The following is a 20,948-nucleotide window of genomic DNA, read 5'->3' as shown; positions in this document are numbered from 1 at the left end:
TGAAGTTCTTCAACTGGATCGGCACGATGTGGAAGGGGTCACTGAGCTTCGAGACCCCGATGCTGTGGGCCACCGGCTTCCTGATCACCTTCACCTTCGGCGGTCTGACCGGCGTGATCCTGGCCTCGCCGCCGATGGACTTCCACGTCTCGGACTCGTACTTCGTGGTGGCGCACTTCCACTACGTCGTCTTCGGCACGGTCGTCTTCGCGATGTTCGCGGGATTCCATTTCTGGTGGCCCAAGTTCACCGGCAGGATGCTCGACGAGCGCCTCGGCAAGGTCACCTTCTGGACCTTGTTCATCGGGTTCCACGGCACGTTCCTGGTGCAGCACTGGCTGGGCGCGAACGGCATGCAGCGCCGCATTCCGGACTATCTCGCGGTGGAGGGGCTCACGACTCTCAACACGGTGTCGAGCGTCTTCTCCTTCCTCCTCGGGCTGTCGTTCCTGCCGTTCTTCTACAACGTCTGGAAGACCGCCAAGTACGGCAAGAAGATCGAGGCCGACGACCCGTGGGGCTACGGCCGTTCGCTCGAGTGGGCGACCTCCTGCCCGCCGCCGCGGCACAACTTCCTCACCCTGCCGCGGATCCGCTCCGAATCCCCGGCGTTCGACCTGCACCACCCGGAGACCGCCGCCGCCGCGGGCGTGCTGCCGGGCTCGCCGGGCGGCCGCCACACCGGAGCGCGGGCGGAACCGCGATGACCGCCATGGACGACCGTCCCCTGGACCCCGAAGTGTTGATCAGCGAGTTGGAGGGGCATCTCCTGATCGAGGCCGCGCGTGCCGAGGGCCGGGCCGACGCCGCCCGCTTCACCCGCCCGCTGTGGTGGCTCACGGACACCCAGCGGGCGGAGGTCGAGACCCGGTACGCCGCACACCACCTCGCACGCACCCGCCGTTCCTGGGAGGACACGGCGCGGCGTGCGGCACAACTGCGCGCCGAGTACGCGGCGGTGTACCGCTCCCTGCGCCGCCGCCTGTTCACCGGGGCGGCGCTGGTCACGGCCGGTGTCGTCGTCCTGGTCGTCTCACTCGGCCCGCGGTGACCCGCGCGACGGGAGCGGACCGCTGCCCGGCAAGCGGACCCGGTGGGCCTCCGGGGACCAGCCCGACGGGCGCAGGATGGCCAGGAGTTGGCGGACGAGTTCCTCGACCACCTGGTCGAGGGTGGCGTCCACCCGGCCTGCGCTCCAGTCGTGGAGCAGGCCGTTGACGCTGCCGATGAACGCCGTGGCGGCGATCCGGTAGTCGCGGACCGCCGCCTCGCCGCGGGCGGCGGCGGCGTCCGCCTCGGCGCAGATGAGGTCCACCCATCGGGCACGGCGGGCGAGCCGCTGTTCCTCCAGGGCGGGGCTGACTCCGATGATCTCGACGAACGTGATGCGGATGCGGCGCGGATCGGCGGTGACGTCGGCCGCGTAGGCCCGGAAGACCGCGGCGGCCCGTTCGGCGAGCGGCAGTTCCCCGGCTTCGGCGAGCGCCGTCAGGGCCGCCTCCTCGGCCCAGTCGTTGACCTGGAGGTGCAGCGCGGCCAGCACGTCCTCCAGGGTGCGGAACTCCTCGTAGAACTGGCGTGTCGACAGGCCCGCCTCCTCACTGAGCGCGGCGACGGTGGCCGAGCGGAAGCCGGGACGGTCGCCGAACACCTGGAGCGCGGCGTCGAGGAAGCGCCGGCGCCGCTCGGCCTGCCGTTCCTCGGCGGACCTGCCGCCGTACCGTCCGGTCGGCTGCTTCAGCCTGCCCGCCACCCGTGCCTCCCTCACCGGAGGGCCGATCCGGTCCCGTCCGTCGTCGATTTTGTCGTGTCCGCAGTCTTGTGGAGAGGGCACCCCTCTCCTTACTTTCCAGTAAGTCAACTCTGAACGCGTGCGTGTTCAGAGTCGCTCTTGTCATGTTCTCGCCATTCAATTCCCCGCCTACGACAGGGACCCGCCATGCCTGCCCCCCGATCACGGCACCTCTGCACCCTCGCCACCGCACTGGCCCTCGCCCTGTGCGGCACCGCCGCCACGGCCGCCACCCCCGAGGACGCCTCCGCCGCACTGCGCGAGGTGATGTTCGTGGGGAACAACTGGGACGGCACCGCCGACGTCATCGAGTCCACGGGCGACCTCGGGAGGATCGGCCGCGTCGATGTCGTGCCCGACAAGGAGGCACGCATGGCGGAGATCAACGCGGATCCCGTCAAGTGGGCGTACTTCCTCGGCATTCGCAACGGCGTCGGGGAGGGTCACGACCAGCTCGTCGACGACATGTACGCCACGCCCGACGGCTCGTCGATGGTCGTCTCGCGTCCGAGCTTCGCCGACGTGGTCTCGATCGACCTCGCCACCGGCAGGATCAACTGGCGCTTCCGCGTGTCCGGTTACCGGTCCGACCACATGGCCGTCTCCCCCGACGGCACCCGCGTCGCGGTCTCGGCCTCGACCGCGAACACCGTGCACGTCCTGGACATCGTCACCGGCAGACAGGTCGGCTCCTTCGCCACCGGCGACAAACCTCACGAGAACGTCTTCTCCCGCGACGGCAAGCACATCTGGAACATGGCCATCGGGGACGTCAACACCGCGCTGGACGAACCGTGGCTGGACTGGACGAAGGGTGACCGCCGCATCACCGTCGTCGACGCGACCACCTTCAAGCAGGTCAAGGTCGTCGACATGCGGCAGCGGCTCGACGCGATCGGCCTCAAGGACTACTCCGACGCGGTCCGGCCCGCGGTCTTCAGCCCCGACGAGTCCAAGCTGTACTTCCAGGTGTCGTTCTTCAACGGCTTCCTGGAGTACGACGTCGCGGGCGACCGGATCACCCGCGTGAAGACCCTGCCGAAGAACCCCGCCACCAGCACCGACCGCACCACCTGGGTCAACGACTCCCGCCACCACGGCATCTCGATGAGTCCCGACGGCACCAAGCTGTGCGTCGCCGGCACGATGGACGACTACGCCACCGTCGTCGACCGGGCCACCCTCCAGGAGGGCCCGCTCGTCACCGCCTCCAAGCCCTACTGGGCGACCGTCAGCGGCGACGGCAGGTCCTGCGTCGTCTCGGAGAGCGGCGCCGACCGGGTCACGTCGATCGACTTCGCCACGGGCCGCAGGACGGCGTCCGTGACGGTCGGCGACCACCCGCAGCGCGTACGCCTGGCCCGCGTGCCGGCGAACTGGACGGGTCCGTCCGCTAGCTGAACTTCTGCGCCGCCCAGGACGCCAGCTCCGCCCGGGCCGCGGCGAGCAGGTCGCCGGACGGTGCCGTCGCGCCGTTGGTGACCAGGGCGTAGTGCACGGTTCCCGGGCCGGGGGCGGTGAGCAGGAGCCGGCGGGCTCCGGTGCCACCCGGTTCGGGGGCCACCGCGACGGGCGTGGTCCGGGTGTACGCGGGCGGCGCGGTCGTCGCCCCGAGGTCGGAGACCACCGTGGTGCCGGACGCCGGGAAGGACGCCGGCAGGTGGAGTTCCGTGGGGGCGCCCGTGCCGTCGGAGCGCCAGACCAGGAGTCCGTACTGGCCCGAGCCGACCAGCTGGGAGACCTTCGGGAGCGCACTCGGGACGGGGTTCCAGGTCAGGGTGGCCGAGCCGTCCCGGGAGCGGTCCTCGTAGGTGAAGGCGGCCGTCGTGCCCGCGGTGGCGCTCGGATAGAGGCGGTCGAGCAGGCGGGCGTCCTGGCGCAGGACGGCACGTCCTGAGTCGTCGAGCGCCACCGCGGAGAGGTCCTCGTCGTTCCAGGCGTCGCCGGCGGTGAGGACCTTGCCGGGGTTGCCGTTCATCAGCTCGTGGTGGCGGCCGTTGTAGAGGTCCCACTGCCACTGCGTGCCGGACAGGACGGGGCCCGAGGAGACCGGGTCGGACCACCAGGTGGAGCCGGGGCGACGGGAGTCGAGCGCCTGGTACATGGCCTTGAGGACCGTGGGAGCCTTGTCCGCGACCGAGCCGGCCAGCGGGTGGCCGAACTCGCTGACCAGGGCAGTCGTACCGGCTGCCGAGGCCCGGTCGCGCACCGCCCCGAGGTCCGCCGCGTACTGGCCGTCGCGGGCCTTGCCCCACATGAAGACGCCGGAGATCGCCTTCTGGTCGTAGAAGTGGGTGTTGAGGACATAGCGCGGGCCGAGCCGTCCGGCGTCCAGCAGCCCGCCCTCCTGCTTCTGGAAGTCGAGATTGGCGTTCCAGAAGAGGTTCGGCTCGACGAAGGCGGGCTTGGCCTGCCAGCCCGCCGCGTCCATCCGGGCCCGGAACCTCTCGTAGAACGGCCACAGCACGTCGCGTTCCCAGGCGCGGCTGGTCTGCCCGGAGTCGTATGTGCCCGCGTACGGTTCGTTGAACGGGTCGAAGCCCACGACGCCCGCGAACTCGGCGGCGGTGAGGTGCCGGCGGACATACTCCATCGTGCTCTGCGCGGTGCCGAGGAAGGCGTCCTGGATGCCGTTCGCGTTGTGCCAGAAGTCGTACGTGGCTCGCTGCACGGCCTGGTTCTGGGTGATGTTCTGGCCCCAGAAGAGACAGATCCCGCAGGATTCGTCGGGATAGTCACCGGCGTCCACGGCCCATTCGGGGGCGCCGTCGCCGCTGTACCAGCTGTCCGCGTCGAAGAGGTGACGGGAGTAGAGGTCCTGGTGGAAGTCGGGGAACACCCGGATCCCCGCGTCGAGGAAGGCACGCATCTGATCGGTGACGGCGGCCAGGTACGCCGCGTCCACCTGCCCCCGCACGGGCTCGGCGTGCGCCCAGGAGAGCAGCAGGCGGACGGAGTTGCCGCCGCCGAGGGCGCGCAGCGCGGTCGCGGACTTCCGCGCGTCGGCGACCGAGGCGAAGGGCAGGCCGCCGTTCTCCTCCAGCTTCGCCTCACCCGAGACGTTGTAGCCGCGCAGCACCACCTCGCGGCCGAGCCCGTCGGTGAAGCGGCCGTGGTCGACCGTGAGGGTGGCCGCCGCGGGTTCGTCGAACCACAGGGCGCCGGGCACATCCTCCGCCGCGGCGGGCTGGGCGCCCGCCGTGGCGAGGGAGCCGGAGAGAAGGACGAGGACGCCGAGCAGACGTGCGCGCAACTTCGTCATGCTCACAACAGTCCCGCCCGCTCCTGACGCCGTCAACACCCCTGACTCCACGGTAAGGTTCTCGTGTCACCGGTCGTCGGGCCCGGCGCCCTTGCGGAACGCCAGGACGCTCGTCCCGCGCTCAGCCGCCCACCCGCCGGGTCACCTTCAGCAGATACTCCTTCCGGTCGAGCGGGTTGTGGTCGGTGCGCGGCCGCTCCGGGACGGTCCCCCGCGTCACGGGGGCGTAGTGGTCGAACGCCGCTTCCAGCTCGCCCTCACCCCGCGTCAACCCGGGGAGCAGCGACTCCAGTTCGTGGACCGAGGCCGCCGGGACGCGGCCCCGGAGCACGCTCGTCGCGCCGTGCGTCCCGGTCGACTCCGGCACGGCCCGCAGCCTCGCGAGGACGGGCAGCACCGCCGGCAGCGTGTCCGGCGGTGCCTCCAGGCAGAAGCGGTGCATCGGCTCGTGCACCCGGGAGCCCGCCCGCCGCAGGGCGCTCATCAGGACCAGCGGGGTCAGTCCGCGGAAGTCCGCGCCGGTGCTCGACATGCTCTTGTCGAAGCGCTGGTGCGCATGACTCTGACGGGGTGAATAGCCCGAGTGCGTCATGGTCACCGTGCAGTCGGTGACCTGCCAGCCGTGGACGCCCTGCCGCAGGGTCTCCCGCACGGTGTCCTCGACGGCCTTGAAGAAGGCGTACGGCATCGAGCCGAGCTCCACCGCGAGCCGGAACCGCACCCCGGAGCCGGCCGGCGCCGGGTCGACGCGCAGCCCGACGGTCGCGAGGAACGGGTTGGGCTCCCTGCCGTTGAACTCGACCGCGGTCCCGCTGCCGACGGGCCGCTCGACGCAGATGGTGGTCGACTCCCGGAAGGTCACGTCGAGCCCGAACTCGTCGGCCAGCGTCGCCTGGACGACCTGCTTCTGCACCTCCCCGTACAGCGATACGGAGGTCTCCCGCCGCAGCTCGTCCCGCCGCAGCGCGATCAGCGGGTCCTGCTCGGCGAGCTGGGTGAGCGCGACGTGCAGGGCGGCCCGGTCGCCGGGCCGGCGGGGGACGACGACCGTCTCCAGCGTCGGCGGCGCGAAATGGTGTTCCGCCCCCGCCGCGGGTGACTGCCCGAACCTGTCCCCGATGCGGATGTCCCCGAGACCCCGGAGCTTGGCGATCCGTCCCGCGGCGACGCACGGGACCCGGACCACCGAGCCGTGCTCGAACACGCTGATCGCGGTGATCCTGCCCTCCGCGCCGTCGCCGTGGGCGACCCGGTCGCGCGTGCGCAGGGTGCCGGAGAACATCCGCGCGTACGCGATCTTCTCACCCGCCGGGCCTCGCTCGACCTTGAAGACGGTGCCTGCGACCGGGCCGTCCGCCGTGCCCCGGGCGGCGGGCAGCAGCTCCTCGACCCCGGCGACCAGCTCCGCGACGCCGGCGCCCGTGATGGCGGAGCCGAAGTACACGGGATGCACCAGGGCCTGGCCGGCCCGGCGCGCGAGGCAGTCCCGGAGCCGTTCGTCCGACACCTCGCCCTCGACGTACGCGGACAACAGGGCGTCGTCGTGCCCGGCGAGCAGGTCCAGCAGCGGACCCCGCAGTCGTGGCGCCGTGAACGGGAGGAAGTGAGCGGCCCGGGTGCCCGCCGCGCCGATCTCGCCCATGGGGACGAGCGCCGGGGTGAGCCTCGCCGCGAGGCGCTCCAGCAGCGGCCCGTACTGGGCCCCGCCGCGGTCGATCTTGTTCACGAAGACGAGCGTCGGGATCCGCAGTCGCTGCAGGGTCCGCATCAGCACGCGGGTCTGCGCCTGGACGCCCTCCACGGCCGAGACCACCAGGACGGCCCCGTCGAGCACGCCCAGCACCCGCTCCACCTCGGCGATGAAGTCCGGGTGGCCGGGGGTGTCGATCAGGTTGACGGTGAGGCCGCCGACCGGGAAGGAGACGACGGCGGACTTGATCGTGATGCCGCGCTGCCGCTCCAGGGCGAGGGAGTCGGTTCTGGTGCTGCCGGCGTCGACACTGCCGACCTCGTCGATGATCCCGGCGCTGTGCAGCAGCCGCTCGGTCAGGCTGGTCTTACCGGCGTCGACGTGCGCGAGAATGCCAAGATTCAGGGTGGGCACTGAGCATCATGTCCTTGGAAGAGATGGTCATTCCTTCGCGGGTGGACATGAACGCTTCGCGCACGGGTGCTCCTTGGTCCGGGACGGCTGGTCACGAGCAGTGCAGCAGGGGGCGGCGGGCGAGGGCAACGGATTTTCGCGGGCCCGAGGTGATCCTTCCGGGCGCGGGTGAGCCGTGGCCGCAGGGGTACCCGCACAGCGCACGACGTGACGGGTGCGAAGCCGGCCGCCCCTGCAGGCGGCGGAGCGGCACGGACCCACAAGCGAACCGACGTCCCCCGGTACGCCGGACGGACGTACCAGGACACGTGTCCCTCGGCGCCGGACGGACCTCAAGGACACGGCACGTGCCGGAGCGGCGCCCGGTCGACCGGAAGGCTGATCATGACCGACCACACCCCGTCCCAGGCCGAGGGCGAGCCGGACACCGGCACGGACACCCCGTCCGCCGAGTCCTCCCACGGCACCCACGACACCGGGCACACCGACCCCGGCCTCACCACACCCTCGCAGGCCGAGGGCGAGCGCGACGACGAGGACGACGAAGACCCCGGCACACCTTGAGCGCGGCGCACGGGGCGCCGACAGGAGCGGGAGATGCGTGAGATCCTCCCGGCGTTGAGCCGCTGGTACGCCGAGGGGTCGCCGTTCGGCCTGGCCACGGTGGTCGCCGTCAGCCGCAGCGCGCCGCGCGATCCGGGGGCCGCCATGGCGGTGGGCCCCGGTGACGAGGTGGTGGGCAGCGTGTCCGGGGGCTGCGTCGAGGGCGCGGTCTTCGAGCTGGCGCGCGAGGTCGTGACGAGCGGCGAGGCACACTTGCGGACGTTCGGATACAGCGACGACGACGCCTTCGCCGTGGGGCTGACCTGCGGCGGAGAGATCACCGTGCTGGTGCGCCGCGTCTCCCCGGAGGACGACCCCGCCTTCTCGGCGGTCGCCGAGTCGGTGGCCGCCGGACGGCCGGTGACCGTGGCCACCGTGACCGGCGGACCGGCTCCGCGCGGGGCCTCGCTCGCCGTGTGGCCTGGCGGGGAGGCCTGGCCCGCCGGGGGAACCCTCGGCACGCTGGGTGCGGGCGGGCTGGACGTCGCCGTCACCGCGGACGCCCGGGGCGAGCTGGCGCAGGGGACGTCGGAACTGCGCCACTACGGGCCGCGGGGTGAGCGCCGCGAGGACTCCGTCGGTGTCTTCCTGCACTCGTTCGCACCGCCCCCGCGCATGCTGGTCTTCGGCGCCATCGACTACGCGGCCGCGGTCGCCCGCATCGGTGGCTTCCTCGGCTACCGCGTCACGGTGTGCGACGCCCGCCCGGTCTTCGCCACGCCGCAGCGTTTCCCCGACGGGGTCGAGGTCGTCGCCGAATGGCCGCACATCCAACTGAGCGGCACGGAGACCGACGACCGCACGGTGATCTGCGTCCTCACCCACGACCCGAAGTTCGACGTACCGCTGCTGCAGGAGGCGCTGCGCCGTCCGGCCGCGTACATCGGGGCGATGGGCAGCCGGCGTACCCACGACGACCGGATGGCGCGCCTGCGGGAAGCCGGGCTCCGCGAGGACGAGCTGTCCCGGCTGCGGTCACCGGTGGGCCTGGACCTCGGGGCCCGTACGCCGGAGGAGGTGGCGGTGTCCGTCGCCGCCGAGATCGTCGCGCTGCGATGGGGCGGCACCGGCAGACCGCTCACGGCCACCACCGGCGCGATCCACCGGACGGGGACGGCGCCCGGCTGACCGGGCCTCGACGCCGGTCGTGGGGCGGGCGCCTTGGCGAGCGGGAGGTCCGGACGCCGGGCGCCGGTCGGTGGGGGCCACCCCGAGCGGGAGGCCCGTACGCCGGGCACAGCCGTGGGGCGGGCGCACCGCCGGACGGGACCGGACGCCTGGCGTCAGTCGGTGGAGGCCACCCCGCCGAGCAGAAGCCCGTACGCCGGACGCCAGTCGTGGTGGGCGGCCCGCCGAGCGGGAGTCCGGGCGCCGGTCGTGGCGGCCGCGCCGCCGAGTGGGGAGTCCCGTCGCCGGGACGCCGATGCGTTCAGGCCGCCCGCGCCCGGGGAGCCGCAACGCCTACGCGGCGTCCCACCGGTGCGGGGGACCGCCGCGCCACTCCACCCGGCCGGGGTCGTCGAGCAGGTCGTCCGGGTCGGGCAGGCCGGCGGCCTCCAGGAACACGATCAGGTCGTGGTCGGAGTGGGCGAGGCCCAGGTCCTCGTCCCGGCCGTCCCTGTGCACGCTCACCCGCCGGCCGCCGCTGCGCGACGGCCGGTGCACGACGATCATCGCGTTGGCCACGAGATCCAGAGTGCCCTCTCGGCGCGGGCGGCGCAGCCCGGCAGGTCCGCCCGGTGGCCGTCACGGGCCGCCCGGGCGAGCGGCGGTCACCGGCCGCGGGTCGCTCCGCGGGGCCGGTTCGCGGGACGCGACGGGGCGGGGTAGGAGGCCTCTTCCTCCTCGTCCAGCGGCGGCAGGTCGACGGTGTAGCACGGCTGGAGGAACAGACCGTGGTGCTGCGGCGCGGCCGGCGGTCCTGCGGTTGCGGGAGTCTCCACGGGAGAGGCGGAGTCGTGCTGAGGAGAGACGGGCATCCAAAACCATCCGGAGTTGAGGGGCGCACGGATCAAAGACGGGGCTGTCGAACGATGCCGCCCGGTATCTGCCCGCCTCGCGTGCGGCTGCCCATTAGATCCTATTGGCGGCGGCACCACGACAGGGCGCGATACGAGAAGCGGTCCGGATGGGCACGCGCCCGTGCCGGGAGCGCGCCGCGAATGCGCCGAACGGCGCACCGGGAATGCCGGATCCGGCCCCCGCGCCGGCGTCGGCGCAGCCCCTCGGAGGGACCGTCGCGCCCCTCGCAGTCCACGCGGGCGTCACCGCAGGGCGCTGCCCGCCCGCCATCGGGCCCAGTCCACGTTCCAGTCCCCGTAGCCGTTGTTGAGGGGCACGGTGTCCTTGGAGTTGCGGACGGTGACCGGGTCGCCGTAGTCGACGTGCTGGAAGAACCACTTGGCGTCCTGCGTGCTGAGGCCGATGCAGCCGTGACTTCCGTTGACCCGGCCGAACTTGCCCTCGTTCCACGGCGCGGCGTGCGCGTAGGTGCCTGAAATGGTCAGCTGTACGTCCCACTTGACCTTGCCGAGGTCGTACGCCTCGCGGCCGAATATGCCCACGGTGGACGAGTCCATCCGGAGGGAGGGGACCTTGCTCAGCACCACCATCGTGCCGTCCCAGGTCTCGAAGCCCTTCTTGCCGGTGGACACGGGCAGGGTCCGCAGCTTCCTGCCGTTCTCGGTGACCGTCAGCCTCTTCTTCGCCACGTCGACGGTGCTGACGACGGACTTCCCGACGGTGAAGCCGATCTTCCGGGTCTGGGTGCCGTAGAGCCCTCCCCCGGCGCCGACTCCGTCGAGGTTCATGCGCAGGGTGACCTCGGTGCCCGGCTTCCAGTACGCGCGGGGGCGGTAGTCGATCCGGTCCTTGCCGTTGCGGTCCTTCATCCAGCTCCACGCGCCGTCCACCGCGGGGGACGAGGTGACGCGCAGGCGCCGCTCCACGGCGGCCTTGTCGCGGATCGGCTTGTTGAAGACGATCGACACCGGCAGCGCGGTGCCGACGGTCGCACCCCGCTCGACGTTGTACTCACCGACGAACGTCCGCGCCTTCGGGGGCTCGGCGGTGGTGAAACTGCGGCGTTCGGTGATCTTCCTGCCGTCGGACGCCGTCGCCCTGGCCTCCACGGTGTAGGTCACCCCGGGGGCCAGCCGGGCGGCGGAGGTCCAGGCGTCCCTGTCCTTGGAGTACGCGCCGTCCAGCGCGCCCGGGCCGGGGGCGGTCACCTTCACGGACGTGAGCTTCCCGCTGCCCGCGCGCACGGTCACCTTCCTGCCGACCGGCACGGACGAGGCGTCGGCCGCGGGAGCGATCCGTATCCTGTCCGCGCCCGCCCGCGGTCTGCCGTCGTCGCCGGACGAGCCGTTGCAGGCCGCGAGGACCATGGACCCCGCGGCAGCCAACGCGACCACGCACGCGGCCTTCCGTCGTCCCGGAGACGTTCCGGCGGGCCTTCGCTGTGCGGGTGCTCGGTCCATGACCACCTCCATCGGCGGTACCGGCGGGGCGGGCACACGGCCGGCCCGCCGCTGTACGGTTCGGTTTCGGTTCGCCCACCGCCTACCCCTCGCACGGCCCTTCACAGCTGCGGGCCCCGCCCAAGCCGCCGCCCCGCCGAAGAACGTCCGGAACGGGCACGGCGGGTCCACCCGTGACGGGGAACTCGCATCACCCTCGACGGGGAACTCGCGTCACCCGTCTTGTCCATCCCTCCCCCGCGCCCCTACAGTCCCTCGCAACGGCAATTGGGAGCGCTCCCACGCCACTTGAGCCCGATCCGGGCGTCCGCAGGCCCGGCCCGGAGGTCCGGCCGCGGGCGTCGGCATCCCGCACCTCCCCCTCCCCCAAGGAGCCCGGAAGTGAAACGACGCAGAACGACCCTGCTCGCCGTCGCGGCACTCGTCGCGACGGCGCTCGTCACCGTGCCCGCAGGACCGGCCGGAGCCGACGAGGTCGAGCAGGTCAGGAACGGCACCTTCGACACCTCGAGCGCTCCGTGGTGGACCTCGAGCAACGTCACGGCGGCGCTGTCCGAGGGCCAGTTGTGCGCGGACGTGCCCGGCGGCACCACCAACCGCTGGGACGCCGCGATCGGCCAGAACGACATCACCCTCGTGAAGGGCGAGACGTACCGCTTCGGATTCACCGCGTCAGGAGCGCCCCAGGGACATGTCCTACGGGCCGTCGTGGGGCTGTCGGTGTCGCCGTACGACACCTACTTCGAGGCCAGTCCGGCGGTCAGCGTCTCGGGCGACGAGTACACGTACACGTTCACCTCGCCGGTCGACACCCCCCAGGGCCAGGTGGCCTTCCAGCTCGGCGGCAGCACGGACCCGTGGCACTTCTGCATGGACGACGTGTCACTGCTGGGCGGTGTCCCGCCGGAGGTCTACGAGCCCGACACCGGACCACGCGTGCGGGTCAACCAGGTCGCCTACCTGCCCGCCGGGCCGAAGAACGCGACGCTGGTCACCGATTCCACCGGACCGCTGCCCTGGCAGCTGAAGAACGCCGGCGGCAAGGCCGTGGCCCGCGGCCGGACGGTGCCGCGCGGCACCGACGTGTCCTCCGGCCAGAACGTCCAGTCCATCGACTTCGGCGCCTACCGCGGACGGGGCGAGGGCTTCACCCTCGTCGCCGACGGGGAGACCAGCCGCCCCTTCGACATCGGCGCGGGTGCCTACGAGAGCCTGCGGGTCGACGCGCTGAAGTACTACTACACACAGCGCAGCGGCATCGCGATCGACGACTCGCTGCGCCCCGGCTACGCGCGCCCCGCCGGCCACGTCGACGTCGCGCCGAACCGGGGTGACGGCCGGGTGCCGTGCCAACCCGGCCTCTGCGACTACACGATGGACGTCACCGGCGGCTGGTACGACGCGGGCGACCACGGCAAGTACGTGATCAACGGCGGCATCGCCACCTGGGAGCTGCTCAGCACGTACGAGCGCGCGGTCCTGGCCCGCACCGGCAGCCCCGGCAGGCTCCGGGACGGCACGCTGGACATCCCGGAGAGCGGCAACAAGGTGCCCGACATCCTCGACGAGGCGCGCTGGGAACTGGAGTTCCTGCTCAAGATGCAGGTCCCCGCGGGTGAACCGCTCGCGGGCATGGCACACAGCAAGATCCACGACGAGCAGTGGACCGGCCTGCCGCTGCTGCCGAGCCAGGACCCGCAGAAGCGCGAACTGCACCAACCCACCACGCAGGCCACACTGAATCTCGCCGCGACGGCCGCGCAGGCGGCCCGCCTGTACCGGCCCTACGACCGCGCCTTCGCGGCCGAGGCGCTCAAGGCCGCCAGGACCGCCTGGTCGGCCGCGCTGGCCCACCCCGACACGTATCCGTCCGAGGCGGACGGGACCGGCGGCGGCGCCTACTACGACGCCGACGCGCGCGACGAGTTCTACTGGGCTGCCGCCGAGCTGTATCTCACCACCGGTGACAAGGAGTTCGCCGACCACGTCCTCGGCTCGCCGCTCCACACGGCCGACGTCTTCGGCGACCTCGGCTTCGACTGGTCCAGGACGGCGGTGCCCGCCCGGATCGACCTCGCGACCGTCCCGAGCAGGCTGCCGGGCCGCGACCGGGTCAGGCGGTCGGTGACGAAGGCCGCCGACGCCTACCTGGCCACGCTAGACGCCCACCCGTACGGCATGCCGTACGCCCCGGACGGCAACAACTACGACTGGGGGTCCAGCAGTCAGGTGCTGAACAACGCGGTCGTCATCGCCACGGCGTACGACATCACCGGGCGGAACAGGTACCGCGACGGCGCGGTGCAGAGCATGGACTACATCCTCGGCCGCAACGCGCTGAACCAGTCGTACGTGACCGGATACGGCGAGGTCGCCGCGCTCAACCAGCACAGCCGCTGGTACGCGCACGAACTCGACCCGGACCTGCCGAACCCGCCCAGGGGCACGCTGGCCGGGGGGCCCAACTCCAGCCTCCAGGACCCGTACGCGCAGGAGAAGCTCAAGGGCTGCGTGGGCCAGTTCTGCTACATCGACGACATCCAGTCCTGGTCGACGAACGAGACCGCGGTGAACTGGAACGCGGCCCTCGCCTGGATGGCGTCCTTCGTGGCGGACCAGGGCTAGGCAGTCGCTCCCCGGGGCGGCAACCGGTGCAGGCGGACGTCCGTCAGGGTGCCGCCAACCACCTGCGCGGTCATGTACGTGCAGTGGGGCTGGCGGCGCCGGTCGGTCGGGGAGCCCGGGTTGAGCAGGCGCAGCCCGGGCTCCGCCCTCGTGTCCCAGGGGATGTGGCTGTGGCCGAAGACGAGGACGTCCAGGTCGGGGAAGCGGTCGGCGCAGCGGCGCTCGCGTCCCTGGGCACCACCGGTCTCGTGGACGACACCGAGGCGCAGTCCGTCCAGTTCGACGCGGGCGACCTCGGGGAGACGGGCGCGCAGCTCCGGGCCGTCGTTGTTGCCGTACACGCCGATCAGTGCCCTCGACCGGGACTCCAGCAGGTCGAGGGTGGCGGTGTCGACCCAGTCGCCCGCGTGGATCACGACGTCGGCGCGCGGAAGCGCGGCCAGCAGCGGGGCGGGCAGCTCCTTGGCACGCTTGGGCAGGTGGGTGTCGGACATCAGCAGCAGGCGCACCAGGCCAGGGTGTCATCCCGTGCCCGGCGGCGCCTCATTCAAGGACGATCTCGCTCCACACCTGCTTGCCGCCGCTCGCCGGCACGGTCCCCCAGGACGCCGACATGGCCTCGACGAGGAGCATGCCGCGGCCTCCGGTGGCCTCCCAGCCGATGCTGGTCGGCTTGACGGGGGTGCGCGGCGAGGTGTCGGCCACGGTGATCCGCAGCCGGTTGTTGAGGAGCGTGAGGTCGAGCCGTACCTGGCCGTCGGTGTGCACGAGGGCGTTGGTGACGAGTTCGGAGACGACGAGGAGGACGGTGTCCGCGTCGGCGTCGACGCGCCACGCACGCAGGGCGCGCCGGGTGAAGCGGCGGGCGTGGCGGACGGCCTCGGGAACCCGCCAGACCGTCCAGCTCTCCCGCAGCGGGCGCAGTGACATGCCGTCGTAGCGCGTCAGGAGCAGGGCCACGTCGTCGCTGCGATTGGCGTTCGTGAGCAGCGTGTCGGCGACGAGACCGAGATGGGCGGGGTCGCAGTCGGCGAGTTGTCCGGCGAGGCGGGCGAGGCCGTCCTCGATGTCGAGTTCCGCCGACTCGACCAGGCCGTCCGTGGTCAGGGCGACCACGGTGCCGGGGGTCAGACGCAGTGGGCTCATCGGGAAGTCGGCCTGTCTGACGACGCCGAGGGGCGGGCCGCCCTCGGACTCGGCGATCTCGGTCCTGCCGTCGGGGTGGCGCAGCACCGGCGGCAGATGCCCGGCGCGGACGAACCAGGCGGAGCCCTCCTCCATGTCGACGTCGACGTAGCAGCAGGTGGCGAAGAGGTCGCTCTCCATGTCCACGAGGAGACGGTTGGCGAGCGAGACGACGACGTCCGGGGGGTGTCCCTCGACGGCGTACGCGCGCAGGGCGGTGCGCATCTGGCCCATCAGGGTGGCGGCTCCCGCGTTGTGTCCCTGGACGTCGCCGATGACGAGGGCGACGTGGTTGTCGGGCAGCGGGATCACGTCGTACCAGTCGCCGCCCACTTCCAGGCCCGCCGTGGTGGGCAGGTAGCGGGCGATGGCGACCGCGCCCGGCAGGCGGGGCAGTCTGCGGGGCAGCAGGGTGCGCTGGAGCATGCCGACGAGTTCGTGTTCGGCGTCGAACGCGTGGGCGCGCATCAGGGCCTGCCCGGTGAGGCCGGCCGCGGCGGTGAGCAGGGCGCGCTCGTCGGGACCGAACTCGTGGGGGGCGTCCCAGCCGATCAGGCAGACGCCGCCCATACGTCCGCCGGCGGCCAGCGGCAGGACGGCGAGGCCGCCGGGTCCGACGTCGGAGAGCGCGGGCTCCAGAGCGGTTGTGGCGGGCCAGATCGCCGCGCGTCCCTCGGTGAGGGCCGCCGCGAGGGTGGGCATCGCGCGGACGGGCGCGTCCGGCCATTCGGAACGCCACTCGGTGCGCCACAGTTCGGGCCAGGCGTCCGGTTCGGGCGGATCCAGGACCGTGACGACGAGGCGGTCCCCCTCCAGTTCGGCGAGGGCGATCCGGTCGGCCTGGAGGGGCTTGCGCAGGGCGGTGACCACGGCGTGGCTGACGTCGCGGACCGTGCCGGCGGTGGCGAGCGCGGCGGCGAGGCGCTGGACGCGGGCCACGTCGTTGACCCCGGGGCGCAGCTTCGAGGCGTCGGCGACCGTGCCCACCAGGCGTGCCGCATGGCCGTCGCCGCCGGGCAGGAGCCGTCCGCGCAGCCGCAGCCATCGGGGGACACCGGAGGGCTGGAGGATGCGGAACTCCAGTTCGCGGTCGCCGATGGACATGTGGTCGGCCTCCACGACCGACATCAGCGACGGGAGGTCCTCGGGCACGGTCAGGGCGAGGAGGGTCTCGACGTTGCCGTCGAAGTCGTCGCGGCCGATGCCGAACAGTTCCAGCATCTCGTCGTCGATCTCGACCCGTCCGCTGTCCATGGCGAGGCTGAAGGAGCTGGCGGGCAGCTCGTCCCGCTCGCCCGCGGGGGTGGGTGCCGGGGAGGTGGCGGCGTCGGCGAGCAGGGTGAGGCACTCGCGGTCCTCGGTGCCGAAGCCGTGCTCGTGCTCGGTGACGGCGACCAGGCAGCCGCCGTCGCGCAGGGGCAGGACGGCCAGGAAGAACTCCTGGGACGGGAGCCGCCGGGCGTCGGCGCAGTGCGTGAGGTCCTCGGGTGTCAGCCAGCGGGGCCGTCCGGAGCGGTGCGCGTCCGCGGCGGGTGCGGTCCCGGCGAGGGGATAGCTGTCGCGCAGGCCGTAGAGCGTCCTGGGTACCCCGGCGGCCTCGATCAGGCACAGCTCGTCGCCGCCCTCGCCCGGTGCGTACACGGCGGCCAGGGTGACACCTGCGAAGACGAGCGCCTGTTCGAGGATGCGGCGCAGCCGTTCGTGGGGGTCGAGGTCCGCGGTGAGCGTCTTGAGGGCAAGTTCGGCACGCGACGATCGCGTTCTGCGTCCCGCAGCGCCCTCACTGACCACGTCCGTCATTACAGCGCTTCCGGGAGGCTCGCGCAGCCCCTGCGACGGTTCCGCAGCCGCCGGACCGGTGGCTCGGGTCCCGTCCGGAGGACCCCCGGACGCGACGTCACATCCGGGTCACCGCGCGTTCCCGCGGGGGCGTCGACGCCCGGGGTCCGTGTCCCCCACGGGCCCGCGCCCCCTGCTCACCGGGGGGCGCGCGGGCACCTCGCCGTGCGCGATGCGCCCGCGCGCGAGAGCCTTGACCCCTGGGACCCGTCGCGGCCATGCGAGGAGGTGGTCGGCGTGTCCGACTGGCAGGCGTCCGGTCAGACGCCGCCCGCCCCCCGGGCGCCGGTGGGCCGACCGCTGCTCTCGCTCACGCTCGCCACGATCCTCGACGACGTACAGGCCCATTCGGGTGCGGTGTACCTGCTGGCGCCCGACGAGCCGGTCCTGGAGATGGCGGTGATGGCCGGACTGCCCCGGGCCTTCGCCGCGCCGTGGGAGCGGGTGGGGCTCAACGCCCCGATCCCGGTCGCCGAGGCACTGCGGCGACGGGAGCTGATCTGGGTCAGCGGCGAGGAGGAGATGGCGCGCTGCTATCCACGCATCGCCGTGGTCCTGCCCTACCCCTTCGCCCTGGCGGCGGTCCCGGTGGCGACCGGGTCCACCGCCTACGGCGCGATGTTCGTGACCTGGCCGGGCGCGCACCCGGAGCTGTCGGAGCGGGAGCGGTCCCATCTCGTCGCGGCAGGCGACCGGCTCGCGCTGCGCCTGGAGCGCGCGGTGCAAAAGAACCGGCCCCCGTCCGCGGAACCCGACCTGCCGGCGCCGACGGGCGAGCTGACCGGCAGCCTCGGCACGGTGGAGGCGGCCCGCATGGTGGAGCGGCTGCCGTACGGGCTGTGCGCGCTGGACCTGCACGGGCGGGTCAGCTTCGCGAACCGGACGACGGCCGACCTGCTGGGCGTTCCGGTCGGCGACCTGCTGGGCACCCAGCCGTGGACGTCCGTGCCCTGGCTCAACGACCCCGTCTACGAGGACCGTTACCGCGCCGCACTGATGAGCCAGCAGGTGACGTCGTTCGTGGCGCTGCGCCCGCCAGGTGACTGGCTGTCGTTCCGCCTCTATCCGAACACCGACGGGCTGAGCGTCCGCATCGCCCGGGCCCGCGCGGTGTCCGAGATGACTCGGAACCCGCCCCGGCGCACGGACACCAGCCCGCGGCTGGTCACCATCTCCCACATCCTGAGCCTGGCCAGCGCGCTCACCGAGGCGGTGAGTGTGCAGGACGTGGTCCAGCTGGTGGCGGAGGAGATCGCACCCGCCGTCGGCAGCAAGGCGCTGGTGGTCCTCGGGACCCACGGCGGGCGCCTGCACGTGCTCGGCCATCACGGATACCCGGACCCGGGTGTGGTGGGGCGCTTCGACGGTCTGCCGCTCACCGCGCACACTCCCGGCACCCGGGCGCTGACCAGCGGGGTGCCCGCGTTCTTCGAGTCGCGCAGGCAGTTGGAGCACATCTACCCCGGGCGGAACGCCACGCCGGACGGCATGGCCGCGTGGGCGTACCTGCCGCTCGTCGCCTCCGGACGCCCGGTCGGCACCTGTGTGCTCGCCTACGCGGAACCCCGCGCCTTCCCGGCCGACGAGCGTGCCGTGCTGACCAGCCTGGGCGGACTCGTCGCGCAGGCCCTGGAGCGGGCCCTCCTCTACGACGCCAAGCACCAGCTGGCCCACGGCCTCCAGGCCGCGCTGCTGCCGCACTCGCTGCCCGCCCTGCCCGGGATCGAGGCGGCGGCGCGCTATCTGCCGGCCAGCCTGGGCATGGACATCGGGGGCGACTTCTACGACCTGGTGCCCACCGACGGGCAGGCCGTCGCGGTGATCGGGGACGTGCAGGGCCACAACGTGACGGCGGCCGGCCTGATGGGGCAGATCCGTACCGCCGTACGGGCGTACACGGCCGTCGGCCAGCCGCCGGGGGAGGTCATGCGGAGCACGAACCGGCTGCTGATCGACCTCGGCACCGAGCTGTTCGCCAGCTGCCTCTACCTGCGTCTGGACCCGGTCGGCGGGCGGGTCGTCATGGCGCGGGCGGGGCACGTCCCGCCGTTGCTGCGCGCGCCGGACGGCCGGGTGGAGATCCTGGACGTGGCCGGCGGCCCGCTGCTCGGGATCGACGCGTCCGCCGCGTATCCGGCGACGGAGGTGGCCCTCGCCCCCGGTTCGGTGCTCGCGCTGTGCACCGACGGGCTCATCGAGTCACCCGGGGTGGACCTCTACGACGCCCTGGCCGAGCTGGGCGAGCGGCTCGCCGAAGTCGGGGACCAGCCGCTCGAGGCGTTGGCCGACTCCCTGGTCCGGCAGACCGAGACGGCGCCGGAACGGCCGGACGACGTCGCGTTGCTGCTGCTGCGGGCCGGTGACTGACGGGCGTACGTCGGCCGGTGCGGCCGGTTTCGCGTTTCCCGGAGCGGCGCGGGGGCGGGCCGCCCCGCCCGGCTGCCGGAGTGACCCGGACCGCCCCCGCCCGGCCGCCGGAGTGACGCGGGCCGGACGCAGAGCGGTCCGGCCCTCCCGCCGGAGAGCCGGACCGTTCCACCGCCCGGGCGAACCGCTTGAGCGTCCGGTGCGGCGGGCTTCTGTCATCCCGGGACGGTGACCGAAGACGTTCTCCTCGCCCCGTGGGTCACCGGCCGGTGCGCGACGAGGTCAGTGACCCGTGCCGGTCAGCCCGGAGCCGTCGTCCACCCCGTCGTCCGCCGGAGCCGACGGGTCGGCGGTCTCACCGGCGCCGCCGGCCTGCTCGTCCTCGGCACCGCCCGGCGCTTCCTCACCCGCGCCGGCCTGGCCCTCCTCGCCCGCGCCGGCCTGGCCCTCCTCGCCGGCGCCGGCCTGGCCCTCCTCGCCCGCCTGGTCGCCCGCACCCGCACCCGCACCCGCACCCGCGTCCCCGGCGCCGAGTGTCGCGCCGACCGCTTCCAGCGCGGTGGTCACCGGCTGGAAGAACGTCTCGCCGCCGCTGGTGCAGTCGCCGCTGCCGCCCGAGGTCAGGCCGATCGCGCCGCCCTCCTGGGTGAACAGGGAGCCGCCGCTGTCGCCCGGTTCGGCGCAGACGTCGGTCTGGATGAGACCGGTGACCGTGCCCTCCGGGTAGTTCACGGTGGCGTCGAGGCCGGTGACACTGCCGTCCTTGAGGCCCGTCGTGCTGCCCATCCGGAAGACCTGCTGGCCGACGGCCGCCTCGGCGGCCTGGGTGATCTCCACCGTCTGGCCGTTGCCGACGTCGACGGTGCTGGCGGCCTGGGTGTTGGGGTCGTCGTACTTGACGAGGGCGAAGTCGCCCGCGCCGGGGAAGGTGGCCTGGTCGACGGTGGCGATCGGGGCACCGTCCTGCGCGTCCGACCACTCGGCGGCCGCGACCCCGCAGTGACCCGCCGTCAGGAACGCGGGACTGCCGTCGCCCGCGGTGACGTTGAAGCCCAGGGAACAGCGGGCCCCGCCGCCGAAGATGGCGTCGCCGCCCTCCACGAACGTCTTGAAAGTGCCGGCGGACTTCTTGACGGTCGCCACGTCGGAGCCGAGCGACTTGACCGTCGACGTGAGCCGGTTCCACTTGGCGCCGGTGACGGTGCGGTCGGCGGTGACCCGGATCTCGTTGGTCCTGGGGTCGACCGACCAGGCGGTGCCGGGGATCGTCGCGTCCGTGCGCAGCGTTCTGGCGGCGGCCTTCAGTTCGGCGGTGCTGTTGTCCACCTCGTTGGGGACGGCGCCGGCCTTGCGGATCTCGTTGACGACGTCGCTGTCGTCGCCGACGACGTTGATGATGATCTGCTGCTTGTCGGCGTCGTAGTAGGAGCCCGCGAAGGCCTCGCCGAGCCGGGAGGCGAGCTGTGCGGCCACGTCCGGCGCCTCGGCCGACTTGAACGTCCGGGGCGCGGCATCGGTGGTGTCCGTCTGGGACGCCATGGCGTTGGGCAGCACGAGTGCCGCCGCTCCGAGCGCCACTACGCTTCCTGCTGCGATCGCGGCCTTGCGCTTGGGTATGCGTTTGTGACTCAACTCTCGACCTCCTGTGGGGGACGGGGTCCGCGCCGCCGTCCGGCAGCTGAATGGGGG

The 20,948-nt window shown here is 72.7% G+C and carries 16 protein-coding genes; 7 read left to right on the top strand and 9 right to left on the bottom strand.

Translation table 11 applies throughout. The annotated features are described in order from the left end of the window. Both AC0ZLC_RS17480 and AC0ZLC_RS17475 read left to right on the top strand, forming a co-directional pair. Window positions 1–707 (top strand): cytochrome c oxidase subunit I (locus tag AC0ZLC_RS17480; protein WP_476752880.1); only part of this gene is annotated, 707 nt, incomplete at its 5' end. Continuing rightward, window positions 704–1,051: a hypothetical protein gene (locus AC0ZLC_RS17475; protein WP_476752879.1), complete on the top strand. Its 348-nt coding sequence runs from the start codon at window positions 704–706 to the stop codon at window positions 1,049–1,051. The genes AC0ZLC_RS17480 and AC0ZLC_RS17475, both read left to right, overlap by 4 nt. Here AC0ZLC_RS17475 and AC0ZLC_RS17470 read toward each other — a convergent pair. Beyond that, entirely contained in the window at window positions 1,034–1,753 is a 720-nt protein-coding gene (locus AC0ZLC_RS17470) for a TetR/AcrR family transcriptional regulator (protein WP_476752878.1), read from the bottom strand. The two genes, AC0ZLC_RS17475 and AC0ZLC_RS17470, sit on opposite strands and share 18 nt — an antisense overlap. A gap of 186 nt (window positions 1,754–1,939) precedes the next feature. Between AC0ZLC_RS17470 and AC0ZLC_RS17465 the strand changes: the two genes are divergently transcribed. Then, window positions 1,940–3,193: a YncE family protein gene (locus tag AC0ZLC_RS17465; protein WP_476752877.1), complete on the top strand. Its 1,254-nt coding sequence runs from the start codon at window positions 1,940–1,942 to the stop codon at window positions 3,191–3,193. Here the strand turns inward: AC0ZLC_RS17465 and AC0ZLC_RS17460 are convergent. After that, window positions 3,186–5,054, bottom strand: coding sequence for a cellulase family glycosylhydrolase (locus tag AC0ZLC_RS17460; RefSeq protein WP_476752876.1), 1,869 nt, complete (start codon window positions 5,052–5,054; stop codon window positions 3,186–3,188). The two genes, AC0ZLC_RS17465 and AC0ZLC_RS17460, sit on opposite strands and share 8 nt — an antisense overlap. Before the next feature lie 121 nt (window positions 5,055–5,175). Next, entirely contained in the window at window positions 5,176–7,158 is a 1,983-nt protein-coding gene (locus tag AC0ZLC_RS17455) for a GTP-binding protein (RefSeq protein WP_476752875.1), read from the bottom strand. Between the two features lie 384 nt (window positions 7,159–7,542). Between AC0ZLC_RS17455 and AC0ZLC_RS17450 the strand changes: the two genes are divergently transcribed. Further along, window positions 7,543–7,722, top strand: coding sequence for a hypothetical protein (locus tag AC0ZLC_RS17450; protein WP_476752874.1), 180 nt, complete (start codon window positions 7,543–7,545; stop codon window positions 7,720–7,722). Between the two features lie 33 nt (window positions 7,723–7,755). Beyond that, a complete protein-coding gene (locus tag AC0ZLC_RS17445) occupies window positions 7,756–8,889 on the top strand; it encodes an XdhC family protein (RefSeq protein ID WP_476752873.1) in 1,134 nt (377 codons plus the stop codon). A 333-nt stretch (window positions 8,890–9,222) separates the two neighbouring features. Here the strand turns inward: AC0ZLC_RS17445 and AC0ZLC_RS17440 are convergent, their stop codons facing one another. The 3 genes from AC0ZLC_RS17440 to AC0ZLC_RS17430 all read right to left on the bottom strand — a co-directional run bounded on the left by AC0ZLC_RS17440 (window position 9,223) and on the right by AC0ZLC_RS17430 (window position 11,177). Continuing rightward, window positions 9,223–9,447, bottom strand: a complete 225-nt coding sequence (locus AC0ZLC_RS17440; RefSeq protein ID WP_358854697.1) for a hypothetical protein — start codon at window positions 9,445–9,447, stop codon at window positions 9,223–9,225. An 86-nt stretch (window positions 9,448–9,533) separates the two neighbouring features. Beyond that, window positions 9,534–9,704, bottom strand: a complete 171-nt coding sequence (locus AC0ZLC_RS17435) for a hypothetical protein (RefSeq protein WP_476752872.1) — start codon at window positions 9,702–9,704, stop codon at window positions 9,534–9,536. 321 nt (window positions 9,705–10,025) lie between these two features. Further along, the gene (locus AC0ZLC_RS17430; protein ID WP_476752871.1) at window positions 10,026–11,177 is read right to left on the bottom strand and encodes a L,D-transpeptidase; all 1,152 of its coding nucleotides are present in this window, start codon (window positions 11,175–11,177) and stop codon (window positions 10,026–10,028) included. A gap of 447 nt (window positions 11,178–11,624) precedes the next feature. Between AC0ZLC_RS17430 and AC0ZLC_RS17425 the strand changes: the two genes are divergently transcribed. Next, complete coding sequence (locus AC0ZLC_RS17425) at window positions 11,625–13,868, top strand: glycoside hydrolase family 9 protein (RefSeq protein WP_476752870.1); 2,244 nt, start codon at window positions 11,625–11,627, stop codon at window positions 13,866–13,868. On the opposite strand, the gene AC0ZLC_RS17420 is transcribed toward AC0ZLC_RS17425, so the two are convergent. Then, window positions 13,865–14,377 (bottom strand): metallophosphoesterase family protein, encoded by a 513-nt coding sequence (locus AC0ZLC_RS17420; protein ID WP_476752869.1) that lies wholly within the window; start codon window positions 14,375–14,377, stop codon window positions 13,865–13,867. The two genes, AC0ZLC_RS17425 and AC0ZLC_RS17420, sit on opposite strands and share 4 nt — an antisense overlap. Window positions 14,378–14,411: 34 nt before the next feature. Further along, complete coding sequence (locus AC0ZLC_RS17415; protein ID WP_476752868.1) at window positions 14,412–16,853, bottom strand: SpoIIE family protein phosphatase; 2,442 nt, start codon at window positions 16,851–16,853, stop codon at window positions 14,412–14,414. A gap of 267 nt (window positions 16,854–17,120) precedes the next feature. Between AC0ZLC_RS17415 and AC0ZLC_RS17410 the strand changes: the two genes are divergently transcribed. Continuing rightward, a complete protein-coding gene (locus AC0ZLC_RS17410; RefSeq protein ID WP_476752867.1) occupies window positions 17,121–19,259 on the top strand; it encodes a SpoIIE family protein phosphatase in 2,139 nt (712 codons plus the stop codon). 282 nt (window positions 19,260–19,541) lie between these two features. Here the strand turns inward: AC0ZLC_RS17410 and AC0ZLC_RS17405 are convergent, their stop codons facing one another. Further along, window positions 19,542–20,891: a S1 family peptidase gene (locus AC0ZLC_RS17405; RefSeq protein ID WP_476752866.1), complete on the bottom strand. Its 1,350-nt coding sequence runs from the start codon at window positions 20,889–20,891 to the stop codon at window positions 19,542–19,544. Between the last annotated feature and the right edge of the window lie 57 nt (window positions 20,892–20,948).

The organism is Streptomyces sp. GLSS-08, from assembly GCF_056387915.1.
The sequence above is the reverse complement of the archived record's forward strand: the minus strand, read 5'-3'. Positions and strand labels throughout refer to the sequence as shown.

Coding starts and splice junctions, on each gene's coding strand:
- AC0ZLC_RS17415 (WP_476752868.1), bottom strand. CDS start 16,853: ATGACGGACGTGGTCAGTGAGGGCGCTGCGGGACGCAGAACGCGATCG.
- AC0ZLC_RS17445 (WP_476752873.1), top strand. CDS start 7,756: ATGCGTGAGATCCTCCCGGCGTTGAGCCGCTGGTACGCCGAGGGGTCG.
- AC0ZLC_RS17450 (WP_476752874.1), top strand. CDS start 7,543: ATGACCGACCACACCCCGTCCCAGGCCGAGGGCGAGCCGGACACCGGC.
- AC0ZLC_RS17465 (WP_476752877.1), top strand. CDS start 1,940: ATGCCTGCCCCCCGATCACGGCACCTCTGCACCCTCGCCACCGCACTG.
- AC0ZLC_RS17475 (WP_476752879.1), top strand. CDS start 704: ATGACCGCCATGGACGACCGTCCCCTGGACCCCGAAGTGTTGATCAGC.
- AC0ZLC_RS17460 (WP_476752876.1), bottom strand. CDS start 5,054: ATGACGAAGTTGCGCGCACGTCTGCTCGGCGTCCTCGTCCTTCTCTCC.